At 64.8% G+C, this 17,951-nt stretch carries 12 protein-coding genes and 3 pseudogenes; 10 read left to right on the top strand and 5 right to left on the bottom strand.

Going from position 1 to position 17,951, the window contains the following annotated elements; genetic code table 11:
* Positions 1–29: 29 nt before the first annotated feature.
* A complete protein-coding gene (locus tag HH213_RS07335) occupies positions 30–551 on the bottom strand; it encodes an FxDxF family PEP-CTERM protein (RefSeq protein ID WP_110845282.1) in 522 nt (173 codons plus the stop codon).
* A 290-nt stretch (positions 552–841) separates the two neighbouring features.
* Between HH213_RS07335 and hutU the strand changes: the two genes are divergently transcribed.
* The 8 genes and pseudogenes from hutU (at position 842) to HH213_RS07295 (ending at position 12,359) form a co-directional block, all read left to right on the top strand.
* A complete protein-coding gene (gene hutU, locus HH213_RS07330; RefSeq protein ID WP_169111772.1) occupies positions 842–2,545 on the top strand; it encodes a urocanate hydratase in 1,704 nt (567 codons plus the stop codon).
* An 8-nt stretch (positions 2,546–2,553) separates the two neighbouring features.
* Positions 2,554–4,092, top strand: a complete 1,539-nt coding sequence (gene hutH / locus HH213_RS07325; RefSeq protein WP_229263346.1) for a histidine ammonia-lyase — start codon at positions 2,554–2,556, stop codon at positions 4,090–4,092.
* A gap of 11 nt (positions 4,093–4,103) precedes the next feature.
* Positions 4,104–4,892 (top strand): N-formylglutamate deformylase, encoded by a 789-nt coding sequence (hutG, locus tag HH213_RS07320; RefSeq protein ID WP_169111769.1) that lies wholly within the window; start codon positions 4,104–4,106, stop codon positions 4,890–4,892.
* On the top strand, positions 4,889–6,259 hold the full coding sequence (locus tag HH213_RS07315; RefSeq protein WP_169111767.1) for a formimidoylglutamate deiminase: 1,371 nt from the start codon (positions 4,889–4,891) through the stop codon (positions 6,257–6,259). The genes hutG and HH213_RS07315 overlap by 4 nt, the downstream gene beginning before the upstream one ends.
* The gene (locus tag HH213_RS07310) at positions 6,256–6,834 is read left to right on the top strand and encodes a HutD/Ves family protein (RefSeq protein WP_169111765.1); all 579 of its coding nucleotides are present in this window, start codon (positions 6,256–6,258) and stop codon (positions 6,832–6,834) included. Before HH213_RS07315 ends, HH213_RS07310 begins: the two co-directional genes overlap by 4 nt.
* Positions 6,835–6,847: 13 nt before the next feature.
* Positions 6,848–8,064, top strand: a pseudogene (gene hutI / locus HH213_RS07305) (imidazolonepropionase).
* Positions 7,997–10,788 (top strand): annotated as a pseudogene (locus tag HH213_RS30650) (zinc-dependent metalloprotease). Before hutI ends, HH213_RS30650 begins: the two co-directional pseudogenes overlap by 68 nt.
* Positions 10,789–10,790: 2 nt before the next feature.
* Complete coding sequence (locus tag HH213_RS07295; protein WP_169115025.1) at positions 10,791–12,359, top strand: glycine betaine ABC transporter substrate-binding protein; 1,569 nt, start codon at positions 10,791–10,793, stop codon at positions 12,357–12,359.
* A 142-nt stretch (positions 12,360–12,501) separates the two neighbouring features.
* Here HH213_RS07295 and HH213_RS07290 read toward each other — a convergent pair whose 3' ends face one another.
* Positions 12,502–12,996 carry a GNAT family N-acetyltransferase gene (locus HH213_RS07290; protein ID WP_110845274.1) on the bottom strand — a complete coding sequence of 165 codons (495 nt, stop codon included), beginning with the start codon at positions 12,994–12,996 and terminating at the stop codon, positions 12,502–12,504.
* Positions 12,908–13,902 (bottom strand): annotated as a pseudogene (locus HH213_RS07285) (DMT family transporter). The gene HH213_RS07290 and the pseudogene HH213_RS07285 overlap by 89 nt, the downstream one beginning before the upstream one ends.
* Positions 13,903–14,069: 167 nt before the next feature.
* Between HH213_RS07285 and HH213_RS30445 the strand changes: the two are divergent.
* Positions 14,070–14,204: a hypothetical protein gene (locus HH213_RS30445; protein WP_255458289.1), complete on the top strand. Its 135-nt coding sequence runs from the start codon at positions 14,070–14,072 to the stop codon at positions 14,202–14,204.
* Here the strand turns inward: HH213_RS30445 and HH213_RS07280 are convergent, their stop codons facing one another.
* The gene (locus HH213_RS07280) at positions 14,205–14,642 is read right to left on the bottom strand and encodes an Mpo1 family 2-hydroxy fatty acid dioxygenase (RefSeq protein ID WP_110845272.1); all 438 of its coding nucleotides are present in this window, start codon (positions 14,640–14,642) and stop codon (positions 14,205–14,207) included. It abuts the gene before it with no gap.
* 89 nt (positions 14,643–14,731) lie between these two features.
* Here HH213_RS07280 and HH213_RS07275 point away from each other — a divergent pair, with 89 nt between their 5' ends.
* Positions 14,732–15,235, top strand: a complete 504-nt coding sequence (locus tag HH213_RS07275) for a DNA-deoxyinosine glycosylase (protein WP_169111763.1) — start codon at positions 14,732–14,734, stop codon at positions 15,233–15,235.
* Between the two features lie 53 nt (positions 15,236–15,288).
* Here HH213_RS07275 and HH213_RS07270 read toward each other — a convergent pair whose 3' ends face one another.
* Positions 15,289–17,898: a BACON domain-containing protein gene (locus HH213_RS07270; protein WP_169111761.1), complete on the bottom strand. Its 2,610-nt coding sequence runs from the start codon at positions 17,896–17,898 to the stop codon at positions 15,289–15,291.
* Between the last annotated feature and the right edge of the window lie 53 nt (positions 17,899–17,951).

Here is a 17,951-nt window from a genome sequence, read left to right as displayed (position 1 = left end):
CCCTTTTTTTGTTGGCGCGGTTGTCTGCATTATGATTTGCGCCGCCGTGCCAGCATGGCGAGTATGCCCATACCGCCGACCAGCATGGCGTAGGTTTCCGGTTCCGGCACTGGCGCCATCTGCACGGCGAAGTTGCCGCCGTAGCTGCCGCCGGTGCTGGTGCCGTTGACGGTCAGCGATAGCGGGCCGGAGACCATGGTGGACGTCAGCAAGGCCAGGCTGAAGCTGTTGCCACCGCCGCTGATGGAGTTGACGTACAGCGGATTGCCGTTGAGGTTGGCAGAGGTGAACAGGATGTTGCCCAAGCCGTTGCCGGAGAAGCTGGCGTTGACCAGCAGCGTCCACGCGGAGGAACCGGGCGTAGCCGGCGGCGAGAACGTGAAGGTGTCCGAGAATGGGCTGCCGGTCGGCGTATTGCCGATGTGGGCCGACCAGATATTGCCGGTGGTATTCGTCAGCGTGACCGGGATGACCGTGGCCATCGCTGCCGATGATGCCGCCAGCATGATTGCCAGCGTCAATGCGCGCAGATGCAGTTTTTTATTATTCATGTCTATTCCCCTCTACTTGTTAGAGACCCAGAGACCCATGCCGCAACTCGACAATAGGAGCCTTGCAGGCCAAGGTCACGCTGGATTTATTCATCGGTAGAAGGTGAGGAATAGCAATTCTTAATGCAGGGGCAAAAACTTTATTTGTTGTTTGCTCGGAAAATTACGGATTGCAACTACGTTGTATTTTCGCAAATTTAATTTCATAAAAGGAAATAAAAAAGCGGTTGACTTGGTTGTATAGACAACTTATGCTGCGTAGTATTCCATTCACCGCCGCAGGAGACCCCATGAGCACGCCATTCGACAGCGATCCCCGTTTTGACGCCAGCCGCGACATCCGCGCGCCGCGCGGCCCGGAACGCACCTGCAAGAACTGGGGCGCGGAAGCGGCCTACCGCATGATCCAGAATAATCTGGACAAGGAAGTGGCCGAGAATCCGAAGCACCTGGTGGTCTACGGCGGCATCGGCCGCGCTGCCCGTAACTGGGAATGCTACGACCAGATCCTGGCGTCGCTGCGCGCGCTGGAAGACAACCAGACCTTGCTGATTCAGTCCGGCAAGCCGGTCGGCGTGTTCCAGACCCACGAAGACGCGCCGCGCGTATTGATCGCCAATTCCAACCTGGTGCCGAAGTGGGCCAACTGGGAGCACTTCAATGAACTGGACCGCAAGGGCCTGTTCATGTACGGCCAGATGACGGCCGGTTCGTGGATCTACATCGGCACGCAGGGCATCGTGCAAGGCACTTTCGAGACCTTTGCGGAAGCGGGACGCCAGCACTTCGGCGGCGACCTGAAAGGCCGCTGGGTGCTGACCGCAGGGCTGGGCGGCATGGGCGGCGCGCAACCGCTGGCCGCCACCATGGCCGGTGCGGTGTCGCTGACCGTCGAGTGCCAGCAGAGCAGCATCGACTTCCGTCTGCGCACCCGCTATCTGGACAAGCAGGCGGCGTCGATCGACGAGGCGCTGGAAATGATCAAGCAGCACAAGGCGGCCGGCGATGCGATTTCCATCGGCCTGCTGGGTAACGCGGCCGACGTGCTGCCGGAGCTGGTGCGCCGCGCCAAGGCAGGTGGGCTGGTGCCGGATATGGTGACCGACCAGACTTCGGCGCATGACCTGATCAACGGCTACCTGCCGCAGGGCTGGAACGTGGCCGACTGGAAGGCGGCGCAGCAGGACGTGCCGCGTCACGCGGAACTGAAAGCCGCCGCCACCGCATCGTGCGCGGTGCATGTGCAGGCGATGCTGGACTTCCAGGCGCTGGGCGCCAAGGTGGTCGACTACGGCAACAACATCCGCCAGGTGGCGTTTGACCACGGCGTGCAGAACGCCTTCGATTTCCCGGGCTTTGTGCCGGCCTATATCCGCCCGCAGTTCTGCGAAGGCCGCGGCCCGTTCCGCTGGGTGGCGCTGTCGGGCGATCCGGAAGATATCTACAAGACCGACGCCAAGATCAAGGAACTGTTCCCGCACCACGCGCAGGTGCACCGCTGGCTGGACATGGCGCGCGAGCGCATCGCCTTCCAGGGCCTGCCGGCGCGCATCTGCTGGCTGGGACTGGGCGAACGTCACATCGCCGGCCTGGCCTTCAATGAGATGGTGCGCAATGGCGAACTGAAAGCGCCGGTGGTGATTGGCCGCGACCACCTGGACACCGGCTCGGTCGCCAGCCCGAATCGCGAGACCGAGGCGATGAAGGACGGCACCGACGCCGTCTCCGACTGGCCGCTGCTGAACGCGTTGCTGAACACCGCCGGCGGCGCGACCTGGGTGTCGCTGCATCATGGCGGCGGTGTCGGCATGGGATACTCTCAGCATTCCGGCGTGGTGATCGTGGCCGATGGCACCGACGCCGCCGCCAAGCGCCTGGCGCGGGTGCTGGTCAACGACAGCGGCTCGGGCGTGATGCGTCACGCCGATGCCGGCTATGAAACCGCCGTTGCCTGCGCCAAGCGCAATGGCCTGAACTTACCAATGATTAAATGAGCTTGAATATGAATCTGATCCTGAAACCTGGCGCGATGACGCTGTCCGAACTGCGCGGCGTGTGGAGCGCCGCCGCGCCGCTGTCGCTTGCAGCCGAAGCCTATCCGGTGATCGAAGCCGCCGCCGCCGCCGTGCAGGCGATTGTCGCCAAGGGCGACGCCGCCTACGGCATCAACACCGGTTTCGGCCTGCTGGCCAAGACCCGCATCCCGGACGAAAAGCTGGAGCAGCTGCAGCGCAACCTGATCCTGTCGCACTCGGTCGGTACGGGTGAGCTGATGTCGGACGCCGTCTGCCGTCTGATCCTGCTGATGAAAATCGGCAGCCTGGCGCGCGGCTACTCGGGCGTGCGTCCGCTGATCGTCGACACACTGATCAAGTTGTACAACGCCGGCATCATGCCTGCCATTCCGGCCAAGGGCTCGGTCGGCGCTTCGGGCGACCTGGCGCCGCTGTCGCACATGACGCTGGCGATGCTGGGCGTGGGCCAAGTGCGCGTCAACGGCGTGCTGACCGACGCACTGGACGCGCTCAAGGCCGCCGGTATCGCGCCGGTGGTGCTGGCCGCGAAAGAAGGCCTGGCGCTGATCAACGGCACCCAGGTCTCGACCGCGCTGGCGCTGCATGGCCTGTTCATGGCCGAGCGTCTGCTGGAAGCGGGCATGGTGTCCGGCGCGCTGTCGCTGGATGCGGCCAAGGGTTCCGATTCGCCGTTCGACGCGCGCGTGCACGAAGTGCGCGGCCAGCCGGGCCAGATCGCGGCCGCATCGATTTACCGTCAACTGGTATCCGACAGCGCGATCCGCGCCTCGCACCTGGTAGGCGACGAGCGCGTGCAAGATCCTTACTGCCTGCGCTGCCAGCCGCAAGTCATGGGCGCCTGTTGGGACATCATCAACAACGCTGCGCGCACGCTGCTGATCGAAGCCAATGCGGTGACCGACAATCCGCTGCTGTTCAAGGATGGGGAACTGTCGGTGGTGGTCTCGGGCGGTAACTTCCACGCCGAGCCGGTGGCGTTTGCCGCCGATACGCTGGCGCTGGCGATCGCGGAAATCGGCTCGATTTCGGAACGCCGCGTGTCGCTGCTGATCGACGCCACCTTGTCCGGTCTGCCGCCGTTCCTGGTGCGCGATCCGGGCGTGAACTCGGGCTTCATGATCGCCCACGTGACCGCTGCGGCGCTGGCCTCGGAGAACAAGTCGCTGGCGCATCCGGGCAGCGTGGACACCATTCCAACCTCGGCCAACCAGGAAGACCATGTCAGCATGGCGACTTACGCGGCGCGCCGTCTGGACGATATGGCGCAGAATACGGCGGTCATCATCGGCATCGAGCTGCTGGCGGCGGCGCAGGGGATCGACTTCCATCGTCCGCTGACCACCTCGCCGCATCTGGAGCACGTGCATGCACAGCTGCGCCAGAAGGTGTCGTTCTACGAGGAAGACCGCTTCTTCGCACCGGACATCGAGGCGGCCAAGGGCATGGTGATGCGCGGCGAGTTGAGCGCGTCTTGCAAGGAGTTGTTCACGACGCTGCATCCGTAAGGAGAAACGGCATGGATTATCAGTTCAAAGCAGGCAGCATTCCCTTGCTGGTGTCCATGCCGCACGTGGGCACCGACATTCCCGACGAAGTGCTGGCGGCGATGACGCCGGCCGCCGTCGACAAGCAGGACACCGATTGGCATCTGGTGCGCCTGTATGAGTTTTTGGACGAGATGGGCGCTTCGACGCTGTCGGCGCGCTGGTCGCGCTATGCGATCGACTTGAATCGTCCGCCGGAAAATACCAATCTCTATCCGGGCCAGGACACCACGGGCCTGTGCCCGGTCGATACCTTTCACCGCGAGCCGCTGTACCTTGAAGGCCGCGCGCCGGATCAGGCGGAAGTGCAGCGCCGTCTGCAGGCGTACTGGAAGCCGTATCACGATCAACTGCGCGCGGAGCTGGATCGCCTGCTGGCGCTGCACGGCCGCGTGGTGCTGTGGGATGCGCATTCGATTGCGTCGCATGTGCCGCGCTTCTTTGAAGGCAAGCTGCCGGACCTGAACTTCGGTACCGCCGACGACAAGAGCTGCGCGCTGGGCCTGAGCAACGCCATCGTGTCGCGCGCGCTGATGCAGGACCGTTACAGCATCGCCGTCAACGGCCGCTTCAAGGGCGGGCATATCACGCGCTTCTATGGCCGGCCGGATGCCAATGTGCACGCGATCCAGCTGGAGATGTGCCAGTCCACGTATATGAATGAAGAGGCGCCGTATGGTTATCGCGCTGACCTGGCCGCGCAGGTGCAGCCGCCATTGCGGGCGATGATGCAGGCCGCCGTCGATTGGATACGCGCATGAGCAGACTGTTTGCGCGCCACGCGCTGCTGCCAGATGGCTGGGCCAAGGATGTGCTGATCGAGTGGGATGCCGGCGGCGCGATTGTCGCCGTGATGCCTGACGCTGCGGGCGCATCGGCTGCGGGTACGGAGTCCGTGGAGTACGCGCTGCCGGGCATGATCAACCTGCATTCGCACAGCTTCCAGCGCGCGCTGGGCGGCCGCACCGAAAAGGCCGGTGACAGCAAAGACAGCTTCTGGACCTGGCGCGATCTGATGTACCGCTTCGCACGCAACATCACGCCTGAGCATATCGAAAGCATCGCCGCGCAGCTGTTCAGCGAATGCCTGCGTCACGGCTACACGTCGCTGTGCGAATTCCATTACGTGCAGCGGGCGCCGGACGGCGCCATGTATGCGCGGCCGGCGGAGACGGCGGAGCGCGTCATCGCCGCCGCACGTTTGACGGGAATCGGCGTGACCATGCTGCCGGTGTTGTATAGTTATTCCGGTTTTGGCGAATTGGCGCTGAAACCGGAACAGCAGCGTTTCAAGACCGACGCGCAGGATGTGTTGCGCATCGTGGAGGCGCTGGAACCGCAGCGCGACGCGCAGGTGGAAGTCGGCGTGGCGCCGCATTCGCTGCGCGCGGCGTCGGTGATGCAGATCGGCGAGGTGCTGGCGACGCTGCCGGCGGCACGCCCGGTGCACATTCATATCGCCGAGCAGCAGGGCGAAGTGCAGCAGTCGCTGAGCTGGAGCGGGCGCCGTCCGGTGCAGTGGCTGCTGGAGAATGCGGCGGTGGACCAGCGCTGGTGCCTGATCCACGCGACGCACCTGAGCGAAGATGAAGTCAGCGGCATCGCCCACAGCGGCGCGGTGGCGGGCTTGTGTCCGACCACGGAAGCGAATCTCGGCGACGGCTTGTTCCCGCTGGAGAGCTTTGTGGCGCAGGGCGGCCGCTTTGGTATCGGCAGCGACAGCCATGTGTCGCAAAGCGCGGTGGAAGAATTGCGCTGGCTGGAGTACGGTCAGCGCTTGCAGCACCAGCGCCGCAATATCGCGGTGTCGGCGACGGAACGCAATGTCGGCGACTTCCTGTGGCAGCGCGCCTTGCAGGGCGGCGCGCAGGCGGCGGGACGGCCTGTCGGCGCGCTGGCGCCGGGCCATCGTGCGGACATCGTGGTGCTCGACGACGCGCATCCGAATATGTTTGGGTTGACGCTGAACGAAGTGCTCGGCAGCTTTGTCTTCAGTGGCAACGACAATCTGGTCAAGGACGTCATGGTCGGCGGCCAGTGGGTAGTGCGCAATCAGCAGCATGTGGCGCAGCAGGCGATCGCTGCGCGCTTCAAGCAGACCTTGGCCGAACTGAGGGAGTTCCGATGACCCAGCTGATCCAGTATGCAAGCCTGCGCTCCGCACCGTGGAAAAACGGCGGCGGCAGCACCACGGAAATCGCCGTCTCGCCCGCCGGCGCCACGCTCGACAATTTCGACTGGCGCGTGAGCCTGGCCACGATTGCGCAGGATGGCCCATTCTCTTCCTTCCCCGGCATCGACCGTTCGCTGGCGCTGGTCCAAGGCGACGGCGTGCTGCTGGACTTCGGCGACGAGCGCTTTGTGCTCAGCCCCGCCGAACCGCTGATCGAATTCGCCGGCGAGGATGCGGTGCACGCCACCGTCACCGGTCTACAGACCACCGATTTCAACGTGATGACGCGGCGCGGCCAGTGCCGCCATCGGCTGGAACTGCTGACGGTGCGCGGCAAACAAACACTCAAGCGCCGCAGCGCCACCACGCTGCTGTTCCTGGCCGACGGCGAGAGCCTGAGCCTGGGCAGTGCGCGCGAGCGCATCGCCATGGTCCGCTACGACACGCTGGTGATGGCGGATGGTGAAGAGGATTGGACGCTGGAGGCGCAACAGGCCACCGTGCTGGTGGTCGACATTATCCGCAATTAAGAAAGCAAAAAGCATGTGGGACGTGTTGTTTACGAACGTGCATCTGGCTACGATGGCCGATGACGAGGGCTATGGTGAAATCCGCGATGCCGCCATCGCCGTCAAGGATGGCCGCATCGCATGGCTGGGGCCACAGGCCGATATGCCGCAAGGGGCACAGGCGGTCATGGTCCACGATGGCGGGGGAAGCTGGCTGACTCCCGGGCTGATCGACTGCCATACCCACATTGTCCATGCCGGCAACCGCAGCGATGAATTCGAGGCGCGCTTGAACGGCGCCACCTATGAAGACATTGCCCGTGCGGGTGGCGGCATCATGTCCACCGTGCGCGCCACGCGCGCGGCTTCGGAAGATGAGCTGCTGCGTCAAAGCCTGCCGCGCGTGCGCAGCCTGCTGGCGGAAGGCGTGACCACCATCGAGATCAAATCCGGCTACGGCCTGACGCTGGAGTCGGAAGCGAAGATGCTGCATGCCGCGCGCCGCATCGGCCGTGAACTGCCGGTGCGCGTAGCCACCACCTTCCTCGGCGCGCATGCTCTGCCGCCGGAGTTTGTCGGCCGCGCCGACGATTACGTCGATGAAGTCATCCAGATGATCGCGCCGCTGGCGGCCGAAGGGCTGGTCGATGCGGTGGATGCGTTCTGTGAGCGCATCGGCTTTTCGCATGAACAGACGGAGCGTGTGTTTCAGGCCGCACGCGCACAAGGCTTGCCGGTCAAGCTGCACGCGGAACAGTTATCCGACCAGCGCGGCGCCGAACTGACGGCGCGCTACAACGGTCTGTCTGCCGATCACCTGGAGCATCTGAGCGCTGCCGGCGTGGCAGCGATGGCGTCTGCCGGCACGGTGGCGGTGCTGCTGCCCGGCGCTTACTACTTCCTGCGCGACACCACGCCGCCGCCGGTCGCTGCGATGCGCGAAGCGGGGTTTCGATGGCGGTGGCCACCGACTGCAATCCCGGCACCTCGCCGATGACGTCCCTGCTGCTGGCGATGAATATGGCCTGCACCTTGTGGCGTTTGACGCCGCAGGAAGCGCTGGCCGGCGTGACGCGCCATGCGGCGCGCGCGCTCGGTCTTGAGCAGGATATCGGCACGCTGGCAGTGGGCAAGCGCGCCGACTTTGCGCTGTGGCGCATCGCGCGTCCGGCCGACCTTTCGTATGCGATTGGCCTCAATCCGTGCCGTGGTGTCGCCAACGCAGGCATTTTGCGCTCTCCGGCCGTGTAAAAATCTGTTTGCTTCCTTATGCTTTCGGTTACATTATCCGAATGTTATCCAAGGAAGCCTTATGTTCGTATTGAATTCCGTGCGCGTCGCCGTGCTGGCGGCGCTGAGTGTCCAGGCGCTGGCACAGGAGCCGGCGCCGCCAACCCCGCCTGTTCCCCACGCGCCGGAAGTGCCGGTGGTGGCCACCACGCCGCTGCAACCGGGTGCCGCGCCAGCGCCGGCGATTGTGCTGCCGACTGCCGCGCCGCGTCCGTTCGTCGACGTGGTGCGCGGCGCGCAGCATCTGCCGGGCTTCCTGGGCTTGTACCAGAAAGAGGAGAAGGTCTGGATCGAACTGCGGCCGGACCAGTTTGACCGTCCGCTGTTCATGTCGGTGAATCTGCCGAACGGGATCGGCGAACGTGGCATCTACGGCAGCCAGATGGGCACGAGTCAGGTTGTGATCTTCCACCGCGTTGGCAACCTGGTGCAGATGATCGCCAAGAACACCGAGTACAGCGCCAAGGGCGGCACGCCGCAGGCGCTGGCGGTGCAGCAGGCGTTCTCGGACAGCCTGCTGGCGGTGGCGCCGGTGGCCAGCGGACCGAATGTGCTGTCGAAGTCCGTGCTGGTGGAGGCCAACGCGCTGCTGTTCGGCGATATCCCTGCCATGTCCACGCGGCTGGAGACGGCGTTCCGCATGCCGTATGCGATGGACCCGCGCAACAGCAGCTTCCTCACCTTACGTTCCGACGAGGCGATGACCGGCTTGCAGGTCAACGCCCACTTCTTCGTGCCGCGCATTGCGGCGCGTCCGGCGGTGGTGCCGACAGTGCCATTGGCGCTGCTGTCGTTGCCCACGCCGCCGTCCACGCTGCCGGACCCGCGCAGCATGTTCCTCGGCTTCTACTACAGCTTCATGCCGTTGCCGGCGCAGGCCATGCATGGACGGCCGGCGGATGACCGTATCGGCCACTTCGTCAGCACCAGCCAGGATTATTCGGACGACGTGACGCCGACCACCGCCGTGCATCTGGTGGACCGCTGGCGCCTGGAGAAGCAGGACCCGGCAGCGGCGCTGTCGGAACCGAAGCAGCCTATTGTCTACTGGATCGACGCCAACGTGCCGGAGAAGTACCGCGAGTCGGTGCGGCAGGGCGTGCTGGCCTGGAACGAGGCGTTTGAACGCATCGGCTTCAAGAACGCCATCTTGGTCAAGCAGCAGAGCGACAAGGATAAATTCGACACCATGGATGCGCGTCATGCGTCGATCCGCTGGTTCGTCGGCAGCGATGTGGGCTTTGCCATTGGCCCGAGCCAGGTCGATCCGCGCAGCGGCGAGATTCTGGATGCGGACATCGGCATGTCCGACGTGTTTGCGCGTGGTGCGCGGCGCATGGTCGGCGAGGACAGCTTCGACCTGTCGCCGCCGCCGACCGGCGAGGACCGCTGCGATTACATGGCCGAATCCGCGCAGGAAATGGGCTTCGCCCTGGACGTGCTGGAGTCGCGCGGCACCATGGACATGGGCAGTCCGCAGTCGGATGCGGTAGCGCAGGCCTACGTCAAGTCGGTGATCATGCACGAGGTGGGCCATACGCTGGGACTGCGGCACAACTTCCGCTCGTCGACCATCTACACGCTGAAGCAGTTGCAAGACCCGAGTTCACCAAAAAGAACGGCATGGCCGGTTCGGTGATGGATTACACGCCGTTCAACCTGTCGCTGAAAGACGAGAAGCAGGGCGAGTACGTGACGTCTGCGCTTGGCCCCTACGATTACTGGGCCATCGAGTACGCGTATAAACCGATCGAGCCGGCGCAGGAGAAGGACGAACTGGCGAAGATCGCGGCGCGCTCGAATGAACCGCTGCTGGCCTTCGGTACCGACCAGGATGCGGGCGGCTTCAATATGGACCCGGACGTGAACGTGTTCGATCTGGGTAGCGATCCGCTGGCGTACTTCCAGCGCCGCCTGACGATCTCGCGCGAATTGTGGGACCGCGTGCAGAACCGCACGCTCAAGCCGGGCGAGAGCTACGAGGTGCTACGCCGCAGTTTCGATTATGGCTTCCAGCAGTTTGCGCGCACGCTGCCGGTGGTGGTCAAGTATGTGGGCGGCGTGACGTATCTGCGCGACCACGCCGGCACGGGCCGGGCGACCTTTACGCCGGTGCCGCTGCCGCGCCAGCGCGAGGCTTTGCTGATGCTGACCAATAGCTTGTTCAAGGTGGACAGCTTCAAGTTTTCGCCGGACATGATCAGCCGTCTCGGCTCGGATCATTTCAGCACGCGCGGCCGGCCGGATGTGTCGGTGGGTGGACGCGTGCTGTCGTTGCAGGCGTCGGCGCTGGATCAGTTGATGTCCGATGCGGTGGCGATACGCCTGATCGATTCGCAGGAGAAGGTGGCGAACCGCAAGCTGGCATTGGGCTTGCCCGAGCTGTATGTGACGGTGCAGGATTCGGTGTGGAGTGAGCTCAAGTCCGGCAAGGACATTAATGCCATGCGGCGCAATCTGCAACGCGAGCATCTGAAGCGGCTGGTGGCCTCGCTGTTGCGCGTGTCGGCCGGCATGCCGGCGGATGTGCGCAGCCTGCAGCGCGAGAATGCGCTGCGCTTGCAGCGTGATCTGCATAGCGCGATGGCGCGGCCGGTGAGTATCGAGGCCAAGGCGCATCTGTCGGAAAGCTATGAGACGCTGGGGCAGGCGTTGAAGGCATCCATGCTGCGCGCGGGCGCCTGATGATGACGGCGCGACGATGGCTGGCCGCTCTGGCGCTGCTGTGCGCCGGGCCGGCGGCGGTGGCTGCGGGCGATACGCTGCATATTGGCTCCAAGCGCTTTACCGAGTCCTATATTTTGGGCGAGGTGCTGAAACAGACGGCGGCGCCGCATGCGAAGGTCGAGCATCTGCAAGGCCTGGGCAATACTGCGATTGTGCTGGCGGCGTTGCAGGCGGGGCGAATCGATGTCTATCCCGAGTATGTGGGCACGCTGGATCTGGAGATTCTCAAGCACGCCAAGCCGGCGTCGATGGAGCAGATCCGCAAGGAGCTGGCGGTGATGGGCCTTGGCGTGGCGGTGCCGCTGGGCTTCAACAATACCTATGCGCTGGCGATGCGCGGCGACGCGGAGGCGCCGCACAAGTTGAGCGAGCTGGCGGGGCGCGATCAGTTGCGCTTTGGGCTGTCGCACGAATTCATCGGCCGCGCCGATGGCTGGCAGGGACTGGCGGCGCGCTACGGGCTGACGCAGCGGCCGGAGGGGCTGGACCATGGCATCGCATTTGAGGCGCTGCGGCACGAGCAGGTCGATGTGATCGATATTTATTCGACCGAGGCGCGTATTAGTCAGTACGGCCTGCGTGTGCTGCAGGACGATCGCGCTTACTTCCCGCGCTACGATGCGGTGTTGCTGTACCGGCTCGATGCGGCCAGGCGTTTTCCGGCGGCGTGGAAGGCGATCAGCCAGCTGGAAAGGCGGATCAGCGAGAAGGATATGATTGCGATGAATGCGGCGGCGGAAATCGATGGCGAGAGCTTCGACCGCGTGGCGCATGACTGGCTGGCGGCGCATCCGCTGAACGGCCCTGCGTCTGCGGCCGCTGCGGCGGGCGCGCGGGCCGGCGCCGCTGCTCCCGGCATGACTACGTCCACGCCATCCGTGCGCGCCAGCTTGCTGGCCAAAATCTTCGACCAGAACCTGGCGCGCATGACGCAGCAGCATTTGACGCTGGTGCTGCTGTCCGTCGCGCTGGCGTGCGTAATCGGCATTCCGCTGGGCGTGCTGGCGGCGTCGCTGCCGCGCCTGCGGCAAGTGGTGCTGGGACTGGCCGGCGTGTTACAGACTATCCCGTCGCTGGCCTTGCTGGCGTTGTTGATTCCGCTGCTAGGCATGATCGGCACGGTGCCGGCGCTGGTGGCGCTGGTGGTGTATGCGCTGCTGCCCATCGTGCGCAACACCTGCACCGGCCTGTTGCAAGTGTCGCCCGGCTTGAAGCTGGCGGCGCAGGCATTGGGACTGCGGCCGATGCAGCGGCTGGTGCATGTCGATTTGCCATTGGCGCTGCCGGTGATCCTGGCCGGCGTGAAGACGGCGGCGGTGCTGAGCGTGGGCACGGCTACCATCGCGGCCTTCATCGGCGCCGGCGGTTATGGGGAGCGCATCACCATCGGCCTGGCGTTGAATGACAACGATATGTTGCTGGCAGGAGCTATCCCTGCGGCAATGTTGGCATTGCTGACACAGGGCATTTTCGAGCTGCTGGAGCGGGCCGTAACGAACAGGCATCGCTTTTCTGTAAAGCCGGTGTAAGCGTCTTTAAGCGGCCGTAATGATTTGTAAGGGCTGCGGCGGATGCGGGAGCCGAGGGCTATAGTGAATCCGTTGATTCAATCTCCCTCCCACTGACAACGGGTTGCCCCATCCAGCGCCAGCCGCTGGGTGGGATTTTTTTTTATGCCTGCGCCGACAGCTGCGCCAGCGCGTCGCCGGTAACGCGGCAGATGCGCCAGTCCGGCATGACGGTCGCGCCCATGCCTTCGTAGAACTTGATGGCGTTGGCGTTCCAGTCCAGCACCGACCACTCGAAGCGGCCGCAGTCGCGTTCCACCGCCAGTTGCGCCAGCGCCACCAGCATCTGCTTGCCGTAGCCCTTGCCGCGCTGCGATTGCTGCACGTACAAGTCTTCCAGGTACAGGCCCTTCTTGCACAGGAAGGTGGAGAAGTTGTGGAAGAACAGCGCGAAGGTCACCACCTCGCCGCCGTTGGTCTCGCCGACCAGCGCTTCGCACACCGGCTTGTCGCAGAACAGGCTGTCGTGCAGCATGGCTTCGTTGGCGACCACCATGTGTTCCAGCTTTTCAAACACGGCCAGCTCGAAAATCATGCTGAAGATGGCGGGGACGTCGGCCGGCGTAGCCGGGCGGATGTTCAGTTCGGAAGTGCTCATCAGGTTTGGCGGTAGTAGAAGAATGAGGTTGCAGTGCCCAGACCACGCTGGACAGGCAGAGTACCATGCCGATCCACTCCATGGCCCCGGGCGGTAATGTTCGAGCTGGATCGACAACAACACGGAAATTACCGGCGTGACGACGCCGATATAGACTGCCTTGTCGGAGCCGATGCGGTGGATCAGCGTGAAGTAGGCGGCAAACGCGATGACCGAGCCCAGCAGGGACAGCCACAGCAGGCCGCCCCAGTATTTCGCCGTGGTCGGCAGGCTGAAGTGCTGGCCGCTGGCGATCACCCATAGCGCCACCAGCGTCGTGCCCCACAGCATGGACCACGCCATGGTCAGCAGCACATTGTCGGATTGCTGGCGCACCTTGATCACCACCACGTTGCCGACCGAGCTGGCCAGCGTGGCGGTGGTGGCCAGGATCAGCCCCAGCAGGAAGTGGCCGCTGCCGCCGTTGCGGATCTCGCCCCAGGCGTCGCCGATCGAGTGGAAGAACAGCAAGGTCACGCCGCAGATGGCGACCCCGCCGGCGGCCCAGGTGCGCCAGGCCAGCGGGCTGCCGAACACCAGCCGGTTGAGAATCGGGTTCCAGAACACCATCAGCGCAAACAGCACCGCCACCAGGCCGGACACCAGATACTGCTCGGAGGTGTAGGTGCAGATGTAGCTGAGGGCGAACGTGGCGGCGCCTTGCAGCATCATCCAGCGCTGCGCACGCCAGGGCAGCAGCAGGCGGTCGCCGCGCACCGCGCACCAGGCAAACAGCACGGCCGAGGCCAGCGCAAAACGGTAGACCACGGAAACGGCCGGCGCCACTTCGCCCAGTTGCAGCGTGATGGCGAAGAAGGTGGAGCCCCAGATCAAACAGGCGGTGATGAATAACAGTGGAGAGGACATCGAACGAGTATAGCTGGCCGAGGTATATCTTGCCTAGCGGCTAGCATTTTGTTGCGACGCAACAGATGGCGGCCGAAGTTGTATCTGGAGTGTAAATTCAGCGGTGCTGGTGAAAAGACCAAGTATAGTGAAATAACACTTCACCATATTGCCAACCGGAGGGCGCCATGAGTACCGCGCTGCAAATCAAGGTCGTCACCCTGTTGGGCTACGTGGCCCTGAGCACGGCATTGGTGCTGATGCTGGCCGACGACGAGATGCAGGGCGCGGCCACGGCCATGTTCTACGCCCTGCTGCGCTAATTAATAGGCGAGGTGCAGACGGCGGTACAGGAAGCTCAGCACGAACAGTGGGCCGATCAACAGGAAGCGCAGATCGTCGAAGAAGGAGGGCTTCTTGCCCTCGATCTTGTGGCCGATGAACTGGCCGATCCACGCCAGCACGAAAATCGCAATCGACAGCGGCAGGATGGTTTGCTGCGGCAGCGCCGCCAGGACGGCCAGCATCAGCGCCGCCATCAGCAGCATACCCACCGCGAACGGCTTCGACAGCCGGAAGTAATAGCCCATCGACGCCACCGCCACCGCTAGCGCCACCAGCGGATGCAGCGACCATAGCAATCCCAGCAGCGTGAACACAATCACGGGCACGCAGACGAAGTGGATCAGCTCGTTGGTGTGGTTGAGGTGGCTTTCGCTGTACTTGGCCAGCAGCGTATCGATGGTGCGGTGTTGCGGCATGGTTGTCTCCTGTTGTGTTGGCGCGGTCTGTGCCGCCTGCAAATTCTACACCCGAACGTGGCGCTGTCGGGCATCCGCTACAATGGGACATGACTGTGGCTGCTTCCCCTTCTTCCTCCGCTCTGACCGGCCTGGCGCCGGTGATCGATGCGCAGACTCGCATCTTGATACTCGGTAGTTTTCCCGGCGCGGCGTCGCTGGCGGTGCAGCAATACTATGCCCATCCGCGCAACTTGCTGTGGCCGATACTGTCGGCGCTGACCGGTGAGCTGCTGGCTGATTTACCGTATGCAGAGCGCTTGCCGCGCCTGCTGGCGCACGGCTTCGGCCTGTGGGATGTGCTGGGTGCGTGCGAGCGCGAGGGGAGTCTGGACTCCGCCATCCGCAAACCCGCCGCCAACGACTTCGCCCGCCTGCGCGAATTGTGCCCGCTGCTGCACACGGTCGGCTTCAACGGTCAGACCTCCGGCAAGTTTGCACCCCAGTTCGCCGCTGAAGGCTACCGCACGCTGGTGCTGCCTTCCACCTCGCCCGCTCACGCCTCGCTCACATTGGCACAAAAGCTGGAGCGCTGGAAACTGCTGCTTGAATAAAAAACGCCGCCGCAGCGTACGGCTGTCGGCGGCGTCGAGCGGGGCGCGCGAATTTATGGGCCGACCGGCAGGAAGGTGACGACGCCGTCGTCGGTGATGCCGACCAGAATCCAGCCGTCGCCCGAGGCCGCCAATTGGCGCGGCAGCAGGGCTTTGCCGGCGGTATTGAGCTTGTATTGCTGGATCAGGCGGGCGCCGGTGCTGTCGTACAGGTAGACGTCGTTGGTGTTGCCGCGCGCGGCGCCGGCGCAGACGATACGGCCGTCCAGCAACACGGTGACGTTGTTGGGGACGGCGTCGCCGATCGGCATATAGCCGAGGATGCCGAGATTGGCGCCATCCATGATGGTGCACGATTTTGGCGTGCTGGCGGCGTAAATCACGCGCGAGCCGTCGGCGCTGACCCACAGGTCCTGGCCCAGCGTGCCCGGGCTGCTGTGGCTGGCGCTGGCCAGCTTGGCGGCAAACAGCGTGCCGCCGGACAGCGCGGCGTAGTCGACGCTGGTGGTGGTGTGCTGGATCGTGGCGGCGCCTTCGGTTTGCTGCACCACGCGCTTGCCGTCGGCGCTGGCTTCGACGGTGCCGCTGCTCAGCGACAGGTTGGCCAGGCGGGTATTGCTGGCGGTCAGGTACAGTTGTCCGTCGCTGAGTACCAGCATGCCGACGCCGTTCGGGCGGATCAGCTTGAGGCGGGTGGCGGCGCTGCCGGCCACCGCCAGCGGCAGCTGGCCGCTGATGGCGCGCGTGGCCAGGCTGACGGTCGTGATGCGGCTGTTGTCGATGTCGACCACGTACAGCGCGTCACCGTTGGGGCTGACCGCCATGTCGCCCAGGTGGGCCGAGAAGCCGGTGATGCTGGCTTCCTTGAGGCCGGTATAGATGTTGTAGACGTCGATGTAGGCGCCGCCGTTGTGCACGTAAGCGTACGGCCGCAGCGGGTCGGTGGCGACGGTGGTGTAGGGCAGCGCGGCGCTGGTGGCTGCAGCCGGGGCGGCCGTGCCCTTCCACAGCGCCACGCGGATCACCTCCGGCGCCACCACGTCCGGATCGGACGGCGTCAGCGTGATGGTGGCGGCGGCGACGGTGTCGGTCAGCTGCTGACTGGCGTCGGCGGTCAGCGTCAACTGGTTGCCGCTGACGCCGGCCACCAGCCACGACTGGTCGCTGGTGGCGCTCATGCCGGCAAAGCTGTTGAAGTTGTCGTTGACCGTGATGGTGCGGGTCATGCGGCTCCAGGTCGGGGTGCTGACCAGCGCCACGGCGGTTTCCGCCGGCAGCAGCTTGTGCAGGTCCTTGTTGAGGACGAACAGTACCGAGGTCTTGACGGTGTCGCCGTTGACCTGGGCGACGGCGTTGACGAGGCCAGTGTTGGCGCCGATCGGCGCGTTAGCGGCGATGCCCTTGAAGTTGGTGCTAGCGCCGGCGGCGTTGACGGTGCCGCCGGTGGTGGTGGCGCTGGCCCACAGCGGCACGTTGCTGAATGTCCACGGCCAGCTGTTGGTGCTGGTGTTGAGCGTCAGCTTGAGCGGCTGCGCCACCTGGCTGGTGCTGAAGTCGCGGCCGTAGGCGCCGCCCAGCGTCATGGTGCTGACCGAGGCCTGCAGCGTGGCCGGGGTCAGGTTGAGCGTGACCGGCAGCGTGCGCTCGGCCAGGCCGGTCGGCTTGATGGTGATGGCGCCGGGGTAGCTGCCGCTGGCCAGCGTGCCAACGGTGGCGTCGACCGCCAGAATGGTGGTGGCTGGCGTGGTGCCGGCGGTCGGCGACACGTTCAGCCACGCGCTGTTGCTGGTGGCGCTCCAGGTGGTGGTGATCTTGTTGTCGGTGTCCAGGCTGACGATCTGGCTTGGGATCGGCGCGCCGTTGATGGCGTTGAAGGTCACGCTGTTGCTGCCCAGGACCAGGCCGGGCGGCAGCACGGTCAGCGTCGCCGGCAGCGTGATGGTGTTGTCGCCGCTGGTGACGCTGAGGTTGGCGCTATAGGTGCCAGCCGCCAGCCCGGTGGCGTCGTAGCTGACGCTCAGGCTGCCGTTGCCGGCGCCGCTGGTGGCGCTCAGCTTGAGCCAGGCGGCGCCGCTGCTGGCGCTCCAGTTACCGCTGGTGGTGATGGCGACCGCCGTGCCGGCCGGCGCCGGGTCGCCGCTCTTGACGCTGGCGGTCAGCGGCATGGCCGGCACGGCGCTGAAGTTGGCGCTGCCGGCCGGCAGCACGGTGATGTCATACGGCAGCGCGACCGGCGAACCGGGGAACTGGCTGGCGCAGCCGCTGTCGCGGCAAAGGCGCACGCTGAAGCTGCCCTTGTAGTTGCCGGCGGCCAGCGTCGGCGCGGTTTGCAGCACGGCGTGGTATTGGGTGCTGCTGTCCTGCACCAGCTGGACATTCGGCAGCAGAATGCCGGCGCTGTCGACCACCAGCGCGGTGACATTGGTGGCGTTGCTGAAGTCGCTCGGGCGGGTGACGCTGGCGATGACGCTGGCAGTCAGCGTCAGGCCGGCCGGGACGTTGCCGGTGACGGTGGCCGGGGTGAAGGTGAGGGCGGGACTGGCGGCCGGCGCGGTGGTGCCGCCGCCGTTACCGCCGCTACTGCCGCCGCCACCGCCCCCGCAGCCGGCCAGCAGCGCGGCAATCAGAAAGGGGGCGGCGTGGCTGGGCCTGAATCTCAGCATGACAAAATCCTTGTGGTAGATGCAGCGCGAAGCAGCTTCAAGTAACTTGAGAG

This window comes from Duganella dendranthematis, from assembly GCF_012849375.1.
Classification (GTDB): domain Bacteria; phylum Pseudomonadota; class Gammaproteobacteria; order Burkholderiales; family Burkholderiaceae_D; genus Rugamonas; species Rugamonas dendranthematis.
The sequence above is the reverse complement of the archived record's forward strand: the minus strand, read 5'-3'. Positions and strand labels throughout refer to the sequence as shown.

Bases quoted from the DNA above. Each gene is read 5' to 3' on its own strand.
- HH213_RS07275 (WP_169111763.1), top strand. From the start codon at position 14,732: ATGACTGTGGCTGCTTCCCCTTCTTCCTCCGCTCTGACCGGCCTGGCG.
- HH213_RS07335 (WP_110845282.1), bottom strand. From the start codon at position 551: ATGAATAATAAAAAACTGCATCTGCGCGCATTGACGCTGGCAATCATG.
- HH213_RS07295 (WP_169115025.1), top strand. From the start codon at position 10,791: ATGACGGCGCGACGATGGCTGGCCGCTCTGGCGCTGCTGTGCGCCGGG.
- HH213_RS07310 (WP_169111765.1), top strand. From the start codon at position 6,256: ATGACCCAGCTGATCCAGTATGCAAGCCTGCGCTCCGCACCGTGGAAA.
- HH213_RS07270 (WP_169111761.1), bottom strand. From the start codon at position 17,898: ATGCTGAGATTCAGGCCCAGCCACGCCGCCCCCTTTCTGATTGCCGCG.
- HH213_RS07280 (WP_110845272.1), bottom strand. From the start codon at position 14,642: ATGCCGCAACACCGCACCATCGATACGCTGCTGGCCAAGTACAGCGAA.
- HH213_RS07290 (WP_110845274.1), bottom strand. From the start codon at position 12,996: ATGAGCACTTCCGAACTGAACATCCGCCCGGCTACGCCGGCCGACGTC.
- HH213_RS07315 (WP_169111767.1), top strand. From the start codon at position 4,889: ATGAGCAGACTGTTTGCGCGCCACGCGCTGCTGCCAGATGGCTGGGCC.
- hutG (WP_169111769.1), top strand. From the start codon at position 4,104: ATGGATTATCAGTTCAAAGCAGGCAGCATTCCCTTGCTGGTGTCCATG.
- hutH (WP_229263346.1), top strand. From the start codon at position 2,554: ATGAATCTGATCCTGAAACCTGGCGCGATGACGCTGTCCGAACTGCGC.
- HH213_RS30445 (WP_255458289.1), top strand. From the start codon at position 14,070: ATGAGTACCGCGCTGCAAATCAAGGTCGTCACCCTGTTGGGCTACGTG.
- hutU (WP_169111772.1), top strand. From the start codon at position 842: ATGAGCACGCCATTCGACAGCGATCCCCGTTTTGACGCCAGCCGCGAC.